Raw genomic sequence first — 20,016 nt, forward strand, 5'->3', positions numbered from 1 at the left:
TAAAAGGTTAAAAACTCAAAACTGGCAAAAACCTATTGCTTTGTATATAATAATTAATATATAAAGGCATCTACTAATGCAATATAGTGCTATTTTATCGATCTTTTTAATAATAAATAGTGTTAATTTATTTTGCTTTCAAAATAAATTAACAAATTCTCGTTGGGTAATTCCCAACGAGAATATAATGCAAAAAAAAATAAAAATGGGCATAATTTACCATAATTATATAAATCCTATCTTTTATAATGAAAACTATAAATACATTGCCTTTATGGGAATATTAACATCTTATAATGAATGGATTGAAATACAATTCAGCCCCATAAATTTTTTTACTATCCCAATAAATAAAGATTTTATTTCAAATACATATTTCAATTTAGCTTTCACTATTTACATTGCTAAATATTCAATTTTGGCCGATACACTTACTATAAAATTCTTCATTGGAACCCAAATCGATTTAACTCTAAGAACCACCATATTTTTAGGAAAAACAACTAATGCATTTCTCTATCCAATCCTTCCAATAATTACTTTCAAATTTGAAATTGATTTTATACCTAATAATTATAGCATTTACTATAAAATATCAACTTCTTTTAAAGAATTTATTCTTTTAGATCTAGGAATTTCTATATTTATAACATAAAAAATTTTACACACCTTTTTCATATTTTTTTAAAAATTTCTAACAAGACAAGAAATTATATAAGTTATTTAAAATCAGCAAGTTGCCAAAGCCCAAAAACAAATCTTTAAAATAATTTTGTTAAGGAACAAGAACTATATTTACACCCGAACTTAAAGATTTTTTAATAGCATTTTCAATATTAGAAAAACTTCTTGTAATTGCTCCCATATCATAAGAATCTGTCATCATAATACTAGTAATATTTAAATTTTCCCTTATAATATTAACAATACTTTTAGACATGCTGGTTATATCTTTGGAAATTTTAGGAACATTCACATGACCAATCATAATAAATTTAGCAGCTCTACCAAAAACAAATGGAACAAAATTATTTAACATTAAAAAGCTTTTACTATAAGGCAAAAACGCTAAATATTTATGTGTATCTGTAGTTGTTCCTCCTAATCCAGGAAAATGCTTGATTGCTGAAAATACTCCATGATTCTGCATTCCATCAATAAAAGCTTCTACCATAAGTCCAATATTATAAGCGGAATATCCTCCGAATGTCCTATTTAGCAAAGGGGTATGCGGTGCAAATTTAATGTCAGCAACTGGAGCCATATTCAAATTAATGCCCAGTCTACGTAATTGTTTAGCAAGAACTTCACCAATTTTATAAATAAGATGCAAATCTTTAACGCCCCCCACGCGCTCCATGGCCGGAAAATTATAAACCCCCATTTTTTTATTTTCACCAGCTCTACTAACTATCCCTCCCTCTTCATCAATAGCAATAAAAATATCATGCCCAATATGACTCTTTATTGTCCTAATCAATCCCCTTGTCTGCTCAGCATCTTTTAAATTTTCTCTAAATAAAATTATACCAATCGGATTAATCTTTTTTATTCTATTAATATCATCGATATTAAGATCTTGGACATTCTTGAAATTTGTTAAATTTCTAATCCCAATAAATAAGTTTCTATCTTTTAAAAGAGCTTGAAAATCTAATTCACCTAAAAATTTTATAAAATCTACAAGATCTGATTTATCCTTGTTGAAATATTCATAATCTATTTCTGGCAAAGATTCTATTGCAAATAAATTTAAACAAAAAAAGCTAAAAAATGAAAAAAATAAAGCTTTCAAAAAGTCCATTTATCTAACCCACAAAGCAAACCATAATCTTCTGATAACAAATCATAAAGAGCGCTAAAATTCTTAGCAGAATTATCAACCCCCTTCTTATAACAATATCCACATCTATCTTCAAGATTGCTATTAAGCAACATGTCAATAAATAACTTTGCAGGAAGAAATCTTCTATTTCTATCAACCGTTAAAATTAATGGATTTTCCATTAATTTTAACACTTCCCATGTTATTTGCTCAACCGAAATATATTTACCGATTTCTTTATCTTGCTCTATAATTCTAATGGGCATTTTTTCTATTATTTCATCAATATTTTTTATCAAATACTCTAAATTAAAAAGCCCGGTTGCACAATTAAATAACAACCTATTACCCTTATTTTCAAAATCTTGCACAATTTCTGAAGAAATCCCCCCGCCAATATCAACACAAGTTAAACGATTTTCACCGTTTACTGCCAATATGCCCCCCTTAAAATCTGCCTTGCTTTTAAAACTAAATTCAAATCCAGAAGAATAATTGGTCAAAGCCATTACAGCAAGAGCCTTCAAATTAATTGTAAAACCCATATTGTCAACATTGCCAATGTATATAAATCTTTTCCCAGATTCATAAAGTTTTAAATAAATATCTTTTAAAATTTTAAAATTTTGACCATGACCGGCAGGCAAAGCCAAAATAGAATTAGCATTTTTATTATCTTTGAGAGTAAAATATTTATAATTAGAGCTATTCGGTTTTTCATAACAATAAACTAAGGGCTGAACGGCTGTAAAAATATCTTCTTTTTTAAGAGAACAAAAATTTACACTTTTAATCAAATCATCTACAAATAAATCATCCAAAAATTTTGAAATAAATTCATTCGTTTTACAACTAGTCATTTGAAATATTGAGGGCTTAATCATTTTGCCATAAAAAGATTCATATCTTTTAGCAACCATTAAAAGGTGTCTAATTTTTAAAGCCAAAAATGAAAATCCCAAACTACCATCTTTGTTAATATATGCTGGCGTTATCCCCTTTGGAAATTTTTCAAATTTTTCTTTAAATTCAAGTATTTTAGATTCATATAGCACATATAAATCTTCATTTAACGCCCTATTTTTAGCTAAATCAAAATAACTTGTTGCAGAGCCTCCATTTAAAATTCCAAAAGACAGGTATGGGAAAAGCATTAGTCCTAAATTTTCAAGATCACAAGAAGAAAAAATATAACAATCACCTTCTTCTGAGCACAATAATTTAGAAAAATCATGAAAATATTTTTTAAAATTATCTTCAACCAAACCTTTGTGAAACTTAAACCTCAAAATTTTATCCGAAATATTTAAAATATTTTCATGGTTATCATAAGGAAAATATTTAATGGATTCAAAATTATTAATCCCTATCTCACCAGAATTAAGTTTTTCAAGTATCATTTCAGAAAAAATTTTATCAACTTTAACATTCATCAGTTAAAACCAAAACCCTTAAAGAAAAGCTTATTAATATAAGCAAAAAACTAATTTTTTAAGTATAATAATATAAGTGACCATATTATTAATTGTTAATTATAGCAATAATATGGCTGGAATATCAATGAGAAGAAATTGACATGCTTAAACAATATTCACTTAACATGAAAAATTTTAAAAAAGCTTTTGATAAGATGATACTTTCTCCTTCAGGATTTAGAAAAATTTTTGCAAAATCAAAAAATGAAGATTCAACAGAAAATGAAATAAACAATGAAGATAAAGTGCTAATAGCGCTAATAATCTTCACAATATCAAATTATTTTAAAAATGAACCCAGACCCTACATTGGATTAGGATTAGACTCAAGACCAACTGGCAAAATTATTGCAGAAATAACAATAAAAATATTAATAACAAACAAAGAAAAGATTAAGTTTTTTGGAATACTTCCAATAACTGAAATTTTAGCTTATATGAAAAACAACAAAGATTCAAAGGGCTTTATTTACATATCTGCAAGCCATAATCCAACAGGATATAATGGGATAAAAATAGGGTTAAACGATGGTGGCGTACTAAATTCCGCAAAAGCTAATGAAATAATAAAACAAATTAAAAACAATAGCCAAAATGAAAAGCTAATAAACCATTTAATTAACACTCTAAACAAATTTGATGAAGATAACTCTCATTTAGAGAATTATAATAAAATAATAAAATTAGAAAGAAAAAATAAAAACCAATCTTATAAAAGATATAAATCATTAATACATGAAATAGCATATGAAAACGATATTAACAATAAAAATATCGAAATTTTAGAAAAAAGAATACTAAAAAATCCAATTGGGATAATCGCAGAAATGAACGGAAGCTCCAGAATCAATTCAATAGATAAAGAATTGCTAGAATCTTTAGGATTGAAAGTAAAATTATATAATGACGAAATAGGTATTTTTAAGCACAATATTATTCCTGAAGGAAAATCTTTAAACGAATGCAAAAAGCTGCTACAAAATAAATATATACAAGACAATTCTTTTGAACTAGGATATGTGCCAGATTGTGATGGAGATAGGGGCAATCTAGTGTTTATAGACAAAGCCACAAACACTGCAAATATCATCGAAGCGCAAAAAATATTTGCACTTGTAGTAATTTCAGAGCTTAGCTATCTTCATTACATAGGGATAAAAAATAATGTAGCAATAGTAACCAATGATGCAACATCTCTAAATATTGAAAAAATTGCAAATTTTTTTAACGCCAAAGTTTATAGAGTAGAGGTTGGAGAGGCTAATCTAACAGAAATGGCAGATGATTTAAGAGCTCAGGGACTGGTTGTAAAAATCTCAGGAGAGGGCTCAAATGGGGGCTGCATAATTCACCCCTCAAGGGTAAGAGACCCAATTACTACTTTACTTAGTATCGTAAAATTATTAAAAATGAAAGAACTTTACCAAATATGGTGTAAGTTGTCTAAAAATTACTATAAAGAAAAGTACGACTTAAAAGATATTTTAAATACAACAAATTTTTATAGCAATGTAATAGTATCATCCAAGAAAGCCAATTTAACAAATCTAAAAATAGAAAATCAAGAAATTTTAAAAAGCAATTATGAAAATCTATTGATTAAAGAGATAAAAAGAAATAAGTTATTTCAAGAATTATCAGTAGTTGATTATGAAATCATTAACTATGAAGGCAAAAGACAATCTAAGATTAGAACTGGAGATTCTTCGGGAGGATTAAAGGTATTGCTAAAAACTGACAAAGAAATTGTTGCAACCTTATGGATGAGAATGTCAAAAACAGAACCAGTAACAAGAGTGCTCAGCGAAGTTATTTATGCAAAAAGACACATTTTGTTCAAACTACTAGAATTTAACAAAAGATTAATAAAAAAGGCAAACCTACCTAATAATTAATATTGTTTGATTTAAATAACAAGTTAATCACTAATATAAGTCTAGCATAAAATCAATAATTTTCATTTTTTATTTTTTTTCTCAACACTATATTTTATTCCATTCCAAGTTTTTGAAAGTCCTATTAAGTCCTTAACATCTTTTACTACTTTATTTGCAACAAACCTTGCCTTGCTAGTGCCATCAAAAATAATTTCATCAATGTAATCTTTTTTTTTGGCTTCATAAAAACTTCTTTTATCCCTTATTGGTTTTAAAAAGCTATTCAAAGCCAAAAACAATTTTTTCTTAACCTCAACATCGCCTACTTTACCTTTCTTATACCTATTTTTAAGATCTTCAACTTCTTCATGATTACTATTAAAAATTCCGTGATAAATAAAAACGGGATTACCTTCAACATTACCAGGAATATCTGCCCTTATTCTATTTGGATCTGTATACATGGACATAATTTTTTTTTCTAATAAATTTTCATTATCGTTTAAAAAAATTGCATTATTAAGACTCTTGCTCATTTTATTCTTGCCATAAATACCCACCAAAGGACAAGAATCTGTGAAAACAGATTCGGGTATTGGGAAAAAATTATTTTTATACAAATGGTTAAACCTTCTTGCAAGTTCTCTTGCAAATTCAATATGAGATTCATTATCACGCCCAACGGGAACTAAATTTGCTTTTGTCATTAAAATATCTGCGCTCATAAGAACAGGATATCCCAAAAGGCCATAAGGAATATCTTTAAGTCCGGCCGCAATGCTCATGTCTTTTATACTTGGAATTCTTTGTAAGCGCGCAACAGTAACAATCATTGAAAATATTAAATGGAGCTCAAAAAGCTCGGGTATGGCTGATTGCAAATATATACTAACCTTATCGGGGTTAATTCCACAAGCAAGATAATCCAAAACCATTTCCCTAACATTAAAAGGTATTGTGTTGATGCTCTTCAAGTCGGGCTTTGTAGTCAAAGTATGTAAATCGGCTATAATAAAATATGTTTCATACTCTTCTTGAAATTTCAATCGATTTACTACAGATCCCACATAGTGCCCTAAATGAAGAGCACCAGTAGGTCTATCTCCTGTAAGCATAACCTTTCTTTTCAAAATCAAATCTCCTTATCTTTACCCGAAATGCTAACATTACTTAAAATCTCAGAACCACCTAAAAATACAGAAAAAGACTTAAGCCAACTCACATTATCAACTATTACCTTTACAATCACAGTAAAAGGATAAGATATTAAAAGACCCACTATACCCCAAAGCCATCCCCAAAAAAACAAAAAACATAAGAGCAAAAATGGTGAAATATCAAGTCTTTTTCCCTGCAATTTTGGCTCAAGAATATTTCCAATCAACATTTGAACAGAAGTATTATATATAAAAATATAAAGCACTATGTTTAAATTTGGATAAAATTGAATTAAAGATGTTATTACAATAAAAAACACAGCTAATATAGAACCAATGCTGGGAATAAAATTGAAAACAAAAGAAAGAACCGCCCAAACAAGAGGAAAATCTTGACCAAATAAGGTTAATCCAATAAATACTAAAATGCCTGTTAAGCAGCTCACAAGAATTTTTATCCCCAAATATTTGCCAATTTGATTATTAATGGTATCTAGAGCCCCAATAAATCTAGTAGATACCGGTTTTTTAAAAGCTTTATCAAGTTTCTTTTCAAAAACATGTATTTCTGAAAGCAAAAAATACAACAACAAAAAGACTACTACTAAGCTACTTGTAAATCCAATAATCTCATTGTAAACTCTTGTTAGAAATGGATAAATATAACCAGAAAAATTCATATCATTAATAACAGAACTATCAACTTTATAGCGACTAAGCACATCTTTCATAATAAATGCTAATTGATTTTGATAATAAGGCAATTGCTTCATTAGAACAGTAACGCTGTAATAAACAAAACTAAAAATCAAATAAGAAAAAGAAAATAATAAGAAAAATATAATAAAAACTATTAAAAATTTTGGAACTTTAAATCTTGCTAAAAAAGTATAAACGGGATACATCAAAAATCCCAACACTATGGAAATAGCCAAAGGTTTAAATACGGCTTCTGCTATTTTAAAAGCCCCAATAAATATTAAAACTATAACAATACAATAAAAAACAGATTCCACTCTCCAAGGCTTTAAACCTTGATTTGTATTTAAATCTTTAAGCATATTCCCCTCTTTTAGTTTTTTTGCTGCTTTTATCAACTAAACAAAAGTAAGTTGAATAAATTATACACTCAAGCAAATTTTCTCCATTATCCAATTATACAATTTAGTGCCTTTGCTATAATTGGCCTCAGCAAAATCTCCCACTCTATTCTCATAAAACAATTTTTTTGCATTCTTATCATTTCCATGATACACTGTTAAAGTATTTCTACAATGTTTCAAAATATTATTTAAGATTTCAAATGCTGGAATATCGCTAAATCCATCTGCAATGTAAAATATATTTTTAAAAGGAATTTGTCTTTTGCTCTTTGGGACTCTCTCATTAATCTTCTCATAAGATCCTTTATTGATTTCAAAAATAACTCTGGTTTTGATTGTATGATCTACAAAATAGCAAACGCTGCTTAAAATCTTATTTTTAGAAAATTTATCATCTCTTCGTTCGTAAAAAGGCATCAAATAAGAATCTATAAACTCACATGCCCACACTTTGCTCACATAAGGCGCAATTTTGCTTCCCAAAATCATTTGTCTAAACCCACTTGAAACAATGTAAATTTTAACCTGCGAATTATTACCTTCCAATTTCTTATTTATTTCAGATATCTCATCAAATAAACCAATAACCCCCTCAAAAAATCTTAACTTAGCGCCCAAATCAAATAATGCTCTATTATCAAGACTTTTAAAAACCCCCTCCCTTACGTAGGTTAAAAAATGGGATAAATATATCATTTCACTAGAAATTATATTATAACCATTTTGCCTATAAACATACTCTAAGCCTTCAACTTCTTTCCAAAAGGAACAAGAATCAATACAATACTCATCAAACAGCACTTGCTGCATATTACCATAAATAAGAGTATTATCAAAATCAAATATTAAAGCTATAATATTTTCTCTTTCATTCATAAATTAAAAAACAATTTAACTTAAATAATCACAAACTATGCTTATTTATATATTTTATATTATACTAATATAGGTTAATAAGTACAGTGTTTTCACATTGAGTAGAAAATTTATGATAGACATAAATGATTTAAATCAAATAAAAGATACTTTTTCAAGAATTTTAGATCTAAGCTTAATCAGTATTCTAGTATACTACATATATAAAAACGTAATCAATTCTTATTCTACAAATCTATTAAAAGGAATGTTAATCATAATCTCTATAGGAATTATCTCATATTATTTAAATCTATATACTATTAGTTGGCTGCTGAATTATATAGCCAATATATTACCAATAGCAATAGTCATACTTTTTAATCAAGAAATAAAAAAAATAATAATGCAAATTGGAAATTTCAATTTGGCCTTTAAACTTTCAAATAAAAAAGAAGAAACTTTAAAAGTTATTTCTGAAATCCTAAAAGCAGTCAAACACCTATCTGAAAACAAATCTGGCAGCCTAATATGCATTGAAAAAAAAATACAGTTGGAACAAATAATAAACAAAGGGACTAAAATTGATGCACTAATATCTAGCGAACTGTTGATATCACTATTTGAACGCGAAACTCCTCTTCACGACGGAGCTGTAATAATTAGTAAAAATAAATTAAAATATGCAGGCTCATTTTTACCATTATCTAATGTTGATTCTATTAGCAAGGCATTTGGAACAAGACATAGAGCAGGACTTGGAATTTCTGAAAATTCTGATGCAATAACAATAATAACCTCCGAAGAAACTGGGTCTATTTCTATTACAATCAATGCAAAGTTGGAATACAATTTAAGCTTAAGTGAAATTAGAAATAAGTTAAATCTCGAGCTAATAGAGTAAAATAATGAAAATCGGCAAAAAAATAATAAATATAATAAAATTACTATTTGATGATTGGCAAAACAAAGCCATCTCCATTTTAATAGCTATTCTAATGTTTGTAGCATTTAATTTCAATAAAATAGAGTCAATAACAACTGAAAAAGAATTCAAAATTATCTTGAATGATCAAATAACTCTTGGGAAAATGCCAGACTTTAGCAAAGTCAAGATTACAATAAAAGTCAATAAAGATGACTTAAAATACCTTGACATTAATAAAATAATATTATTTATTGAAGCATCAAACATAAAGATTCCCGGGAACTATAAGCTACCAATAAAAATAAAAAATCTTAACTCAATACACATTGCAGAATATAAGCTTTCAAAAACAAATGTGTTGCTAAATCTTGATAACAAAATCTCTAAATTAGTCAAAATAGAGCCCAAGTTTAAACTTATAGAAAAAGATGGCAAAGGAGAATATTTTATTGCAAAATACAATATATTGCCCGAGAATTTATTAGTATATGGGCCTGAACAAGAACTCAAAAAAATAAATACTATTCAAACCAACGTAAAAGAGTTTGACACAAGAACCCTATTTGTATCAGATTATCTTGAAGTAGTTCCACCAAATCCTCTAGTTATGTTTGAAAAAAGTCATGTAGTAGTCAATATTTATTTAAACAAAAAATATTCAAACACAACAATTAAATCTCCTAATCTTATTTTTAATAATCTTAAAAATGGCCTTGAAATTAAAGATAGAGAAAAAATAATAAACCTAGAAAACAAAATGTTCGTAAAATTAAAAACAAGACTTTCTGAAAAACAAATTAAAGCTCATATAAACAATCAAAATATAAGTCTTGCTTTTGATTTGGCAAATATAAAAACTCCCGGAATTTATAACATTGCTACAAATATAATTCTTAAAGAGAATATCAATGAAACAGAAATATATGATTATGAACCTAAAAAAATAAAACTGGAAATAATTGAAAGCTCAGAGATCAAACCATGAAGTCAATAGGATGTGATATAATAAAAGTAGCAAGATTTAAAAATTTTTTAGAAAATAAAAAAAAAATGGAGAGGTTTTTTACACATAAAGAAATTGAAAATTTTAAATTAAAAGGGGGCAGCATTATAGAAAGTTTAGCTGGAAAATTTGCAGCTAAAGAATCTTTAATTAAAGCATTAAGCCCGCTTTTGCAATATAAAATAAATTATACCCTTAAAGATATTGAGGTAATAAAATCTTTAAAAGGAAATGCAGAATTTTGTTTACATAATGAAGTTGAAAAATTTGCAATAAAAATGAATTTAAAGCTATACCTAACAATATCCCATGAAAAGGAGTACGCTATTGCATTTGTAATAGTAGAAAATTAATTCATGAAAAAAATATCATATTTTACAAAAGAAAAAATTGAATGTCCTGTATGCTCTTTTAAATTTCAAAAAGAAGAATTTTTGACCGGAAGTAGTAGGTTAATAGCTGGAGAGTTAAAAATTGATCTAAAAAGAGAGTATATAAAAAACGACAAATATGGCAACATTTATCCTAGGATATATTCTGTAACAGTATGCCCAAAATGCTACTTTGCGGCATTCCCAAGCGAATTTAATTCAATCCCTAAAAACAAGAAAGAAATTTTACAAAATAAAAAATACGAAAGAAAAAAAATAAATGCGATTTTTGAAAACATGATCAACTTCAGCAAACCTAGGACATTAAAAGAAGGAGCTGCAAGCTATATTCTTGCCATGCTATGTTATGAGCATCTAGAAAAGAATCATAACCCCACATTAAATCAAGCAAAATCGGCAATAAGAGCCGCTTGGACATTTGAAGACCTTGAAAAAGAAGAACCAAATAAAAACTATAATTATCTTCAAAAAATATTTTATCACAAAGCTGCTTATCTTTATAAACTAGTTATTGAAAAAGATAAAGACAATTCAGAACCTGTTAGCGCATCAACCATATTTGGCCCAGATACAGATAAAAATTATGGCTATGACAGCGTACTATATTTATCAGGTCTTTTAGAATACTTTTATGGAAATAAAGACAATAAAGAATACAGATACAAACAATTAAACGACATAAAAACCACTCTTTCTAAAATAGCAGGCATGGGTAAATCTTCAAAAGAAAAACCTTCAATACTTATAGATAAGATCAAAGAAGTTTACTTTAAAATATCAAAGGAAATGAAAAATCTCAAATAAATGAAAAAAATATTAGCTGAAATCGCTTACGACGGCTCTATATACCATGGATTTCAAATACAACCAACAAAGTCCACAATTCAAGGAGAAATTGAAAAAGCTCTAATGAAAATCAACAAAAAAAAAGTAAAAATTCATTCATCCGGAAGAACAGATAAGGGCGTTCATGCAAAAAGACAAATCATAACTTTTGATATGGATATTAATATTAAGCTCAACAATCTAAAAAAAGCTTTAAATGCAATATTATTAAAAACCGGTATAAAAATACTAAAGCTCAAGTATGTGAAAAATTCATTTCATCCGCGTTTTAGCGCCCAAAAAAGAAAATACAGTTATTATATACTAAATAGCGACAACTACTATCCCTGGGAAGGCTATCAAGCTCACCATGTAAGTAAAAAACTAAATATAAGCAATTTAAACCAAATGGCTAAAACATTGATTGGAAACCATGATTTTACCACATTTTCATGCATAAAAGATAAAAGCAAATCTAAATTTAGACATATACATTTTGCCAAATTTAAAAAAAGAGGAAAATATATTATTTTTGAAATAATAGGATCTTCCTTTTTATGGAAAATGGTAAGGTCAATAATAGGCACAATGCTGGACATCGAAATAAAAAACGAATCAATTTCTACTTTTGAAACAATACTAAAATCTAAAAATAGAAACCTTGCAAGAACAACTGCGCCTGCAAATGCTTTATTTTTAGACAGGGTTTACTATGGATAATAGCATTTTAACTAAAAAACTTTTTTTACTTAAAATATTGACAAATAATATAGAAGGCAAAATTACAGAAAATTTTGAAGAAATAAACAATGAAATTAAACAAAAAATAGAAAAAGCTAAAAACACTAAAACTTATCAAAAAAACGAAAATAGCAAAGAATCCACAAAATTCCCTTTAGAAAACAAAAATTCAACAAAAATATTGCTAAATAATAGCATGCAAAAAAAAAATATCAACGATCACATCATAATATATGTAAACAAAAACTACCTCAACGAAACCTCAAGGGATATTATCACAAAATGGTGCAAAAGCATAAACATATACAATTATAAAATAATAGATACTATTGAATCACTTAACTTAGAAATAAGCAACAAAAATCCTAAAGCAATTTTATCTTGCGAAGAAATAGATTTTTTCTTAAATCAACCGTTAAGAATTCAAATTGTAAGAGGAATAGAGCTAAGATTTAAAGGTATTCCATTAGTTTTTACATATCTTCCTACAAATCAAATAAAAAATCCAGAATTAAAAAAAGAAATATGGCAAGATTTAAAAATAATAAAAGGCATAATAAAATATGGTTGAGCATTGTCATTCAACTTATTACTATGAAATTGCAATAAATATTCCTTTAAATAAACTTTTTTTTTACAAATTTAACCTGAATCTAGATATTGGAATAAGAGTAATGGTTAATTTCAATGGATCCAATAAAATTGGAATAATTATTAAAAAATATTTTGAAGACGAATTCAAAGAAAAATTTGAATTCAAAATAAAAGAAATCATCAAAATAATAGATACAACTAAACTAATAACAGAACATAACATTAATTTAGCACATTGGATTAGTAAAAAAACATTTTCGGGATTTGGAGAAACTTTATTCTTTGGGTTACCTAAAAATTCAAAATCTAAAAATCCCCAAACATTCCCTTCAATAAATGAGAAGCATCCAGACCATAAAAAGTGTCTTCAGCTAAACAGTGAACAACAAAATATTTACAAAGAAATTATAGAGTCAGAAACAACTAATGTTTTTTACCTTTTTGGAATACCTGGATCTGGAAAAACTGAAATATTTATCAAATTGTGTGAATACTATTTAGCACTAGAACAACAGGTACTTTTTTTAATTCCTGAAATATCATTAGGATATCAAATAATAAAAAGAATAAAATATGCATTAAATATGCACCATAAAATTTATGAATATAACTCTAAAGTTTCAAATTCTAATAAAAATTTAATATGGAACAAAGTCAAAAATGGAGAAAGCCTGGTTGTCGTTGGCATTAAAAGTGCTTTAATGCTGCCTTTTACTAAATTAAAATTAATAATTATGGACGAAGAACACGAAACCACATACAAATCTGAAAATACTCCAAAATTTCACTCAAGACACATATCATTTTTTTTGCAAAAAAAATTTAATGCAAAATTTATAATGGGAAGCGCAACACCTTCTCTTGAAGCATACTATGCAATGAAAAATAACCAAATAAAAAAAATAATAATGCAAAACAAATACTCTAAAAGTAAAATAAAAGATATAAAAATAATAAACATGAAAAAAGAATTTAGCACAATTTCATCAGAGCTGTTATACAGTATACAAAAAAGTTTAAATGAAAAAAGACAATCTTTAATTTTCATTAATAAAAGGGGATATTTAAAAAATCTCGAATGCAACGAATGCGGGCACACAATTTGTTGTCCAAATTGCTCGTTTGGCTTGATTTACCACAAAAAAGAAAACAAACTTTTATGCCACTATTGTAGCTATAAAACAAAAAAAGCAAGCCATTGTCCTCAATGCGAATCAAGAGATATTAAATACAAAACTTATGGAATTCAACTTGTTGAAAAAGAATTAAAAAAATTTTTACCAAATGCAAAAATTGCAAGAATCGATTCTGATATTACAAAAATAGAAAATATAAATTCAATAAATAAGTTTGAAAATAAAGAGATAGACATACTTATCGGAACACAAATCATTGCAAAAGGATTCAATTTTGAAAATATTAAAACACTAGGTATAATCAACGCAGACATTGGAATGGGACTACCTGATTTTAGAAGTAGCGAAAGAATTTTTACAACACTCTCACAAATTATGGGAAGAGCCGCAAGATTCAAAAATGACAACACAATTATTATACAAACAAAAAATCCCAATTATTACGCCATAAAATATGCTTATAAGAACCAATATGAACAATTTTACGAACAAGAACTAGATATAAGAAAAAAACTGAACTATCCTCCGTTTAACAAAATTATTAGAATAATATTTAGAAGCAAAAATGAAGAATCTGTTAAACAAAAATGTTGGGAATTTTTTGAAAAATCTAAAGAATTTTTGCAAGAAGGAATTGAACACTTAGGCCCATCAGAAGCTATTATGAAAAAAATATCTAACAATTACAGATACAATATAATATACTTGTCAAAATCCTACAGCCTGCTTGAAAAACTAGTTAACAAGACAAAAGAAAAGGTAAAAATGACAAATACTGTTTACATTGAAATAGATTATTATCCAATATCATTGATTTAGGTAAAATCCAGGCCTTCTTTACTTAAAGACTTAAGAAACGTTGAAAGCACGTATAAAGCTTTATCATTGTGACCTCCCTCTGGAATAATAAGATCCGCATATTCTTTGGTAGGCTCAATAAACCTATAATAACCCCATCTAGTGGTGTTCAAATACTGATCAATCACCGACTCTACAGTACGCCCTCTTTTGGAAATATCTCTTCTTAAACGCCTAATAAATCTAATATCATTTGGGGTGTCAATATATATTTTAAGATCTATTAAATTTCTTACTCTCTCTTCAACAAAAATCATAATACCCTCAACAATAACAACAGGAGTTGGAACAACTAAAACCGTTTTAAGCTGTCTTTTATGATTAATAAAATCGTAAAGGGGCATATCTATTGGACTATTTTTTTTTAAATTTTTTAAATGTTCGTAAAACAAATTATTATCAAAAGCATCAGGATGATCAAAATTTACATTAGAAAATTCATTTTCATAGTCACCCACACTCTTATAGTAATTATCTTGAGAAATAAGGACAAATTCTGGAATAAACTCACTAATCTTGCTTACAACTGTACTTTTTCCGCTTCCAGAACCACCAGATATCCCAATAATCTTCGCCATCAACCAACTTCTTTTTTTTTCGCTTGTGGCATGTCTTTCAAAGTACCAGCCACAAACACATTCTTAAATCCCATGCTTTTTAAAACTTTTTTAGCCTCGTAGGACTTATTAAAACTTTTACCATAAACAATTATTTGGGACTCAAAATCACCTAATTTATCCTTTTTAGCAAATAAATTATTAAAAGGAATGTTAATTGATTTTAAATAATGAGACTTACTATATTCTTTGGGAGATCGAATATCCAAAATTTTTGCTCCATTTTGGATTTTTTCCAACAAAAACATATTGGCTCTTTTCATCCTAAGGATAATAAAAAACCAAATATAAAAAAAAAGCAGAACTATTAATACTGCAAATCTCGCATAATTCATCGCCATAGTTTTATGAACATAATATCAAAAAAAATAAAAAAAGTGAATAAAATTGTTTTTTTTGCAAAATTAATATAGAATTCAAGTAAATTACTAGCTTGTAGCTTAAAAGTAGCTCGCATTAAGATGAAAAAGAAAAAAAAGATACGTTATCGTAGGATTAAAAAAAAACTCAAACTATTATTCATAATACTAATAAAAAAAATAAAGACTATAACTAAAAATCCCAAATTAATATTTGATAGCACAATACAAATAACTTTAGGATCCGCACTAATGGCAATTTCCACCAATGTTTTGTACATTCCTCATGGGCTTCTTAGTGGGGGGATTGGGGGTATTTCATTAATGCTACATTACCTGTTAAGCTTCAATTTGGGATGGACAATATTTGCATTAAACATACCATTATTTCTTATTGGAATAAAATTCTTAAACATAACATTTATAATTCAAAGTTGGATTTCAATGGGATTATATTCTATTATTATAAACTACTCCCAGTTTTTACAAAATAAAATACATCTTAACGATATGATGCTTGTATCAATATTAGCTGGACTTATTTCTGGGCTTGGACTTGGACTAGTATTTAAAGGTAAAGGATCTTCGGGGGGATCAGATATAATTGCTATGATTATTAAAGAAAAATACTCAATTAGTATTGGAACAACAAACTTCATTGTCAATCTAGCAGTATTAATGCTTGCAACCTTTTTCTTTAATATTGAAATCGCACTTTATACCCTAATAGCATCATTTGTAACATCCATCATGACAGACAAAACAAGCACTGGATTTGGCAATCAAAAAGCAATATTAATCATTTCGGATAAAGGAAAAGAAATTGCTTATCTTCTTACAAACAAGTTAAAATTAGCCGCTACATTAATAGACGGGAAAGGAGCTTGGGCAGGAACAGAAAAAACTATAGTATTTATAGTAGTTCCAATAATGCGTTTATCAAGAATTAAGTATATATCACAAAAAGTTGATCCGAATTGTTTCATTACTGTTATTAACACTAATGAAATCACTGGGGGCAAAATAATAACTGACCCAATCTCACCAAAACAAGAAATTTTAAATTAAAAATCTCTTAAAAAGAGAACCAAATTATCAATAATCAAATTCAATTCATCGCTCTTGTAAAAATTTGACAAAAAAATAACAAATCTTTTGGGAAATTCAGAAATGAATTTCTCAAAAGATTTGTTTCCAATATCAATTTCAAGCTTATAAGAATGAAGCATTAGGGTGATTTTTTTTAAACTGCCATCTGCTCTGCCATAAACCTCATCTCCCAATATTGGAAAATTAAGATATTTCATATGAACTCTCAATTGATGAGTGCGGCCGGTTCTAGGCTTTAAAGCTAAAAGAGAATATCCTCCAAAATTGAGCAACAATTTATATTCTGTTAATGCCTTTTTACCTCTATCTTTAGAAACACTAAATCTTTTCCTATTGTATTTATCTCTATCTATAAAAGACTCAATACTTCCAAAAAAACTATTAAAATTACCCTTAACAATTGCAATATAAACTTTATTTGTCATTTTATCCTTAAACTGCTGAGCTAAAAATCTTAAGGTGCTAATATTTTTTGCACAAATTAGCACTCCAGAAGTATCTTTGTCTAATCTATGAACAATTCCAGGTCTAATTTTTTCTTCATTAAAATCAATTTTCAAGCTTTTTATATGATATAAAAGAAAATTCACAACAGTATCATCCCAATGCGATATTCCAGGATGACTCAAAATTCCTTGGGGTTTATTCAAAACAATAACATTAGAATCTTCATAAATTATAGAAATAGGGATATTACTCGGCCTAAGACAGTCAATTTGACTACTCTCCTCATCAAATTCAATCAGTATTTCATCGTCTTTGAAAACAGGTTTGGACAATTTTATTTTTAAAAATTTCCCATTACTCTTTTTAAACGCTTCTACATTTCTTCTTTTGATCTGACTTCTTGTAAGAACCTCCAAATTACTTGATAGGTAAAGATCCAGTCTTAAAGCATCTTCTTTAACGGTAAATTCTCTCTTAAGCCTTATCATATCATTAAAGAAAATAATCAATTAAAGCAATGGTTAATGCAACTATTGCCCCAATGGAAGCTGAAACAATAAATTTTTTATAAATCTCATCTTTTGAAAAATTAGGACCATTTGAAAAAGGATATGGAGCGTAATTTGCATTCATTCCGCTATAGAAATAGTAACCCACATCAAAAAAAAACAAGCTCAAAAATAACACTATTGGGAAAGATCCAATACTAATAGCTGAAAACCTAAACAAATCTTTTGCTGATTTTGACTCAAGATCATTTTCAAGATTTAAAGCTTTATTCTCTTGAATATTTTTATAAAGAAAAGAATCGTCATTATCAGCAACAGACATGTTATTATTTTTTTTATGAGAAATAAAATTGCCACTGGAAGTCGATTTGTCTTGCAATGGCAAACTTTTAGCAATACTCCACTTTAAATAATTAAAATTTGGCTTGAAATAATCAAGTGAATTTGAATAAACATTCAAAACACTAAAAAGTAACAACAAGCTTCTAACAAGCATAAACTTTCTACTTTGATAATTCTAACTTTAAAGTCTCAGTTATTTCATCAACAATCTCAGAAGAACCAAAATACTGCACAGGGCCTGGACATGAATACAAATTATTCAAAGCCCACTTATCACGATTTTTAACAAACTCTTTAAATGGCCTTCCTTCTAAATCAACTAGAGCTTTTTTTATAACAGGCTTTTTCTCTCCATACCTCTCTTCCATGTTCATCAACATTGTTAGAGGCACTCCTCCTGCAATCCAATCTGTTGGTTTTAAATTTAAATTTTTTATACAAGACATATAGCCTGTAAGACCATTTAAAATAAGAACAACAGCATTATATCCCAAGCTATAACAATAATCACTATCAAAATTAGAAGGAAAAGCGCTTCTACCTTCATAGCCAAAGAAATGATCAACTGGGATAAAACTTCCCTTATATTCTCCACTTTTTTTCAGTTCATTTAATCTTGATTGAACCATTTCAATAAACAATTTTTCAGTAGGAACTCTTGAAACATTAAAATTCCCATGAGGATCTCTTTCTAAAATTGAATTTACAAGTTCAAATTGAATAAACAAAGGCAAAGACAAATAAACTCTCTTCATATAATCACTAAGCTTGGAAACGAAAACTTCTTTCATCCCTTTAACATTAAGCCCTTTAAACTCACCTTCATTTTGATCAAAAATATCACATAATTCAACCATTAAAGACTTAACTTCTGGAATAAACTCAATCAGACCTTCAGGAACTATAACTATTCCAAAATTATCCCCATTTAAAGATCTCTTTAAGATAACAGACACCATTTCATCAACAATCTCAGACAAAGTTTTCTTTTTAGCCAAAACCTCTTCAGACACAATGCAAATGTTTGGATGAGTTTTTAAGGCACATTCTAAAGCAACATGAGATGCACTCCTACCCATAAGTTTGACAAAATGCCAATATTTTTTAGTCGACATAGCATCTCTATATAAATTACCTATCAACTCAGAATAAATTTTTGTAGCAGAATCAAACCCAAATGAAATTTCAATATGATCATTTTTAAGATCAGCATCAATTGTCTTTGGAACTCCAATAACTTGAATATTCTCTCCTTTCTTTTTGAAATACTCAGCAAGAATAGCAGCATTGGTATTCGAATCATCACCACCAATAATAATAATTGCACTAAGATTGTTTTCTTTGGCAACAAATAGAGCTTTGCTGTAATGTTCTTCGGTTTCTATTTTTGTTCTCCCAGAAGATACAATATCAAAACCCCCAGTATTTCTATAAGAATTTACTAAGCTTTCAGTAAGTTCAATTTTATCATTTTCCAACAGGCCCAAAGGGCCCCCTTTAAACCCAAAAATCTTTGAATTTGGATTAAATTTTTTTATTGCATCAAAAACACCAGATATAACATTATGCCCCCCAGGAGCAGGCCCTCCAGAAAGAATAATTCCAATATTTAAAGCTTTTGAAAAAGATAAATTGGAGTTTCCATCGGTAAAACTTACAATTGGCAACCCATAAGTATTCTTAAAAAATTCTTTTAAAGCCTGTCTATCTTGAACTGCTTCAGTTTTTTCTCCATAAACCAAACTAATATTACTAAAATCTTTTTTTAAAATGCTTGGCAATTTAGGAACATACTTTTGTCTTTCTTGATTAAAAAGAGAAGTATTCATACATTTTCCTCCTAATGATTTAAGTTAAGCCTTA

General features: G+C 27.9%; 20 protein-coding genes. 10 read left to right on the forward strand and 10 right to left on the reverse strand.

Translation table 11 applies throughout. From position 1 onward, the window contains the following. The first annotated feature begins 76 nt into the window (after positions 1-76). On the forward strand, positions 77-655 hold the full coding sequence (locus tag BBIDN127_RS00005) for a hypothetical protein (protein ID WP_014023261.1): 579 nt from the start codon (positions 77-79) through the stop codon (positions 653-655). Between the two features lie 120 nt (positions 656-775). Here the strand turns inward: BBIDN127_RS00005 and BBIDN127_RS00010 are convergent, their stop codons facing one another. Further along, positions 776-1,804 (reverse strand): glycoside hydrolase family 3 N-terminal domain-containing protein, encoded by a 1,029-nt coding sequence (locus BBIDN127_RS00010; RefSeq protein WP_014023262.1) that lies wholly within the window; start codon positions 1,802-1,804, stop codon positions 776-778. Then, the gene (locus BBIDN127_RS00015) at positions 1,792-3,258 is read right to left on the reverse strand and encodes a UTP--glucose-1-phosphate uridylyltransferase (protein WP_014023263.1); all 1,467 of its coding nucleotides are present in this window, start codon (positions 3,256-3,258) and stop codon (positions 1,792-1,794) included. Before BBIDN127_RS00015 ends, BBIDN127_RS00010 begins: the two co-directional genes overlap by 13 nt. Before the next feature lie 143 nt (positions 3,259-3,401). On the opposite strand from BBIDN127_RS00015, the gene BBIDN127_RS00020 reads away from it, so the two are divergent. Continuing rightward, on the forward strand, positions 3,402-5,195 hold the full coding sequence (locus tag BBIDN127_RS00020) for a phosphoglucomutase (protein WP_014023264.1): 1,794 nt from the start codon (positions 3,402-3,404) through the stop codon (positions 5,193-5,195). Between the two features lie 62 nt (positions 5,196-5,257). On the opposite strand, the gene trpS is transcribed toward BBIDN127_RS00020, so the two are convergent. The 3 genes from trpS to BBIDN127_RS00035 are packed head-to-tail and all read right to left on the reverse strand — an operon-like array spanning position 5,258 to position 8,313. Beyond that, complete coding sequence (gene trpS / locus BBIDN127_RS00025; protein WP_014023265.1) at positions 5,258-6,307, reverse strand: tryptophan--tRNA ligase; 1,050 nt, start codon at positions 6,305-6,307, stop codon at positions 5,258-5,260. 2 nt (positions 6,308-6,309) lie between these two features. Next, positions 6,310-7,395, reverse strand: a complete 1,086-nt coding sequence (locus BBIDN127_RS00030) for an AI-2E family transporter (RefSeq protein ID WP_014023266.1) — start codon at positions 7,393-7,395, stop codon at positions 6,310-6,312. A 60-nt stretch (positions 7,396-7,455) separates the two neighbouring features. Beyond that, positions 7,456-8,313 (reverse strand): HAD family hydrolase, encoded by an 858-nt coding sequence (locus BBIDN127_RS00035; RefSeq protein ID WP_014023267.1) that lies wholly within the window; start codon positions 8,311-8,313, stop codon positions 7,456-7,458. Positions 8,314-8,425: 112 nt separating this feature from the next. On the opposite strand from BBIDN127_RS00035, the gene cdaA reads away from it, so the two are divergent. Genes cdaA through priA form a run of 7 tightly spaced genes read left to right on the forward strand, consistent with a single transcriptional unit; the run spans position 8,426 to position 14,730 of the window. Beyond that, positions 8,426-9,196 carry a diadenylate cyclase CdaA gene (gene cdaA / locus BBIDN127_RS00040; protein WP_014023268.1) on the forward strand — a complete coding sequence of 257 codons (771 nt, stop codon included), beginning with the start codon at positions 8,426-8,428 and terminating at the stop codon, positions 9,194-9,196. Between the two features lie 4 nt (positions 9,197-9,200). Then, entirely contained in the window at positions 9,201-10,205 is a 1,005-nt protein-coding gene (locus BBIDN127_RS00045) for a CdaR family protein (protein ID WP_014023269.1), read from the forward strand. Further along, entirely contained in the window at positions 10,202-10,576 is a 375-nt protein-coding gene (acpS, locus tag BBIDN127_RS00050; RefSeq protein ID WP_014023270.1) for a holo-ACP synthase, read from the forward strand. Before BBIDN127_RS00045 ends, acpS begins: the two co-directional genes overlap by 4 nt. 3 nt (positions 10,577-10,579) lie before the next feature. Beyond that, positions 10,580-11,419: a DUF2225 domain-containing protein gene (locus tag BBIDN127_RS00055; protein ID WP_014023271.1), complete on the forward strand. Its 840-nt coding sequence runs from the start codon at positions 10,580-10,582 to the stop codon at positions 11,417-11,419. After that, positions 11,420-12,160 (forward strand): tRNA pseudouridine(38-40) synthase TruA, encoded by a 741-nt coding sequence (gene truA, locus BBIDN127_RS00060; protein WP_014023272.1) that lies wholly within the window; start codon positions 11,420-11,422, stop codon positions 12,158-12,160. It begins immediately after the preceding gene. Beyond that, positions 12,153-12,752 (forward strand): uracil-DNA glycosylase family protein, encoded by a 600-nt coding sequence (locus tag BBIDN127_RS00065; protein WP_014023273.1) that lies wholly within the window; start codon positions 12,153-12,155, stop codon positions 12,750-12,752. The genes truA and BBIDN127_RS00065 overlap by 8 nt, the downstream gene beginning before the upstream one ends. Then, complete coding sequence (gene priA, locus BBIDN127_RS00070) at positions 12,745-14,730, forward strand: replication restart helicase PriA (protein ID WP_014023274.1); 1,986 nt, start codon at positions 12,745-12,747, stop codon at positions 14,728-14,730. The genes BBIDN127_RS00065 and priA overlap by 8 nt, the downstream gene beginning before the upstream one ends. Here the strand turns inward: priA and udk are convergent. Next, positions 14,727-15,347 (reverse strand): uridine kinase, encoded by a 621-nt coding sequence (gene udk / locus BBIDN127_RS00075; protein ID WP_014023275.1) that lies wholly within the window; start codon positions 15,345-15,347, stop codon positions 14,727-14,729. The genes priA and udk overlap by 4 nt on opposite strands. Further along, on the reverse strand, positions 15,347-15,721 hold the full coding sequence (locus BBIDN127_RS00080; protein WP_044054916.1) for a rhodanese-like domain-containing protein: 375 nt from the start codon (positions 15,719-15,721) through the stop codon (positions 15,347-15,349). The genes udk and BBIDN127_RS00080 overlap by 1 nt, the downstream gene beginning before the upstream one ends. Positions 15,722-15,847: 126 nt before the next feature. Between BBIDN127_RS00080 and BBIDN127_RS00085 the strand changes: the two genes are divergently transcribed. Beyond that, positions 15,848-16,813, forward strand: coding sequence for a YitT family protein (locus tag BBIDN127_RS00085; protein ID WP_014023277.1), 966 nt, complete (start codon positions 15,848-15,850; stop codon positions 16,811-16,813). Here the strand turns inward: BBIDN127_RS00085 and BBIDN127_RS00090 are convergent. The 3 genes from BBIDN127_RS00090 to BBIDN127_RS00100 are packed head-to-tail and all read right to left on the reverse strand — an operon-like array spanning position 16,810 to position 19,982. After that, positions 16,810-17,790: an RluA family pseudouridine synthase gene (locus BBIDN127_RS00090; protein WP_014023278.1), complete on the reverse strand. Its 981-nt coding sequence runs from the start codon at positions 17,788-17,790 to the stop codon at positions 16,810-16,812. The genes BBIDN127_RS00085 and BBIDN127_RS00090 overlap by 4 nt on opposite strands. A gap of 4 nt (positions 17,791-17,794) precedes the next feature. Further along, positions 17,795-18,307 (reverse strand): hypothetical protein, encoded by a 513-nt coding sequence (locus BBIDN127_RS00095; RefSeq protein WP_014023279.1) that lies wholly within the window; start codon positions 18,305-18,307, stop codon positions 17,795-17,797. Positions 18,308-18,314: 7 nt separating this feature from the next. Then, positions 18,315-19,982 carry a diphosphate--fructose-6-phosphate 1-phosphotransferase gene (locus BBIDN127_RS00100; protein ID WP_014023280.1) on the reverse strand — a complete coding sequence of 556 codons (1,668 nt, stop codon included), beginning with the start codon at positions 19,980-19,982 and terminating at the stop codon, positions 18,315-18,317. Between the last annotated feature and the right edge of the window lie 34 nt (positions 19,983-20,016).

This window comes from Borreliella bissettiae DN127 (assembly GCF_000222305.1).
In the GTDB taxonomy this organism is placed as follows: Bacteria; Spirochaetota; Spirochaetia; order Borreliales; family Borreliaceae; genus Borreliella; species Borreliella carolinensis.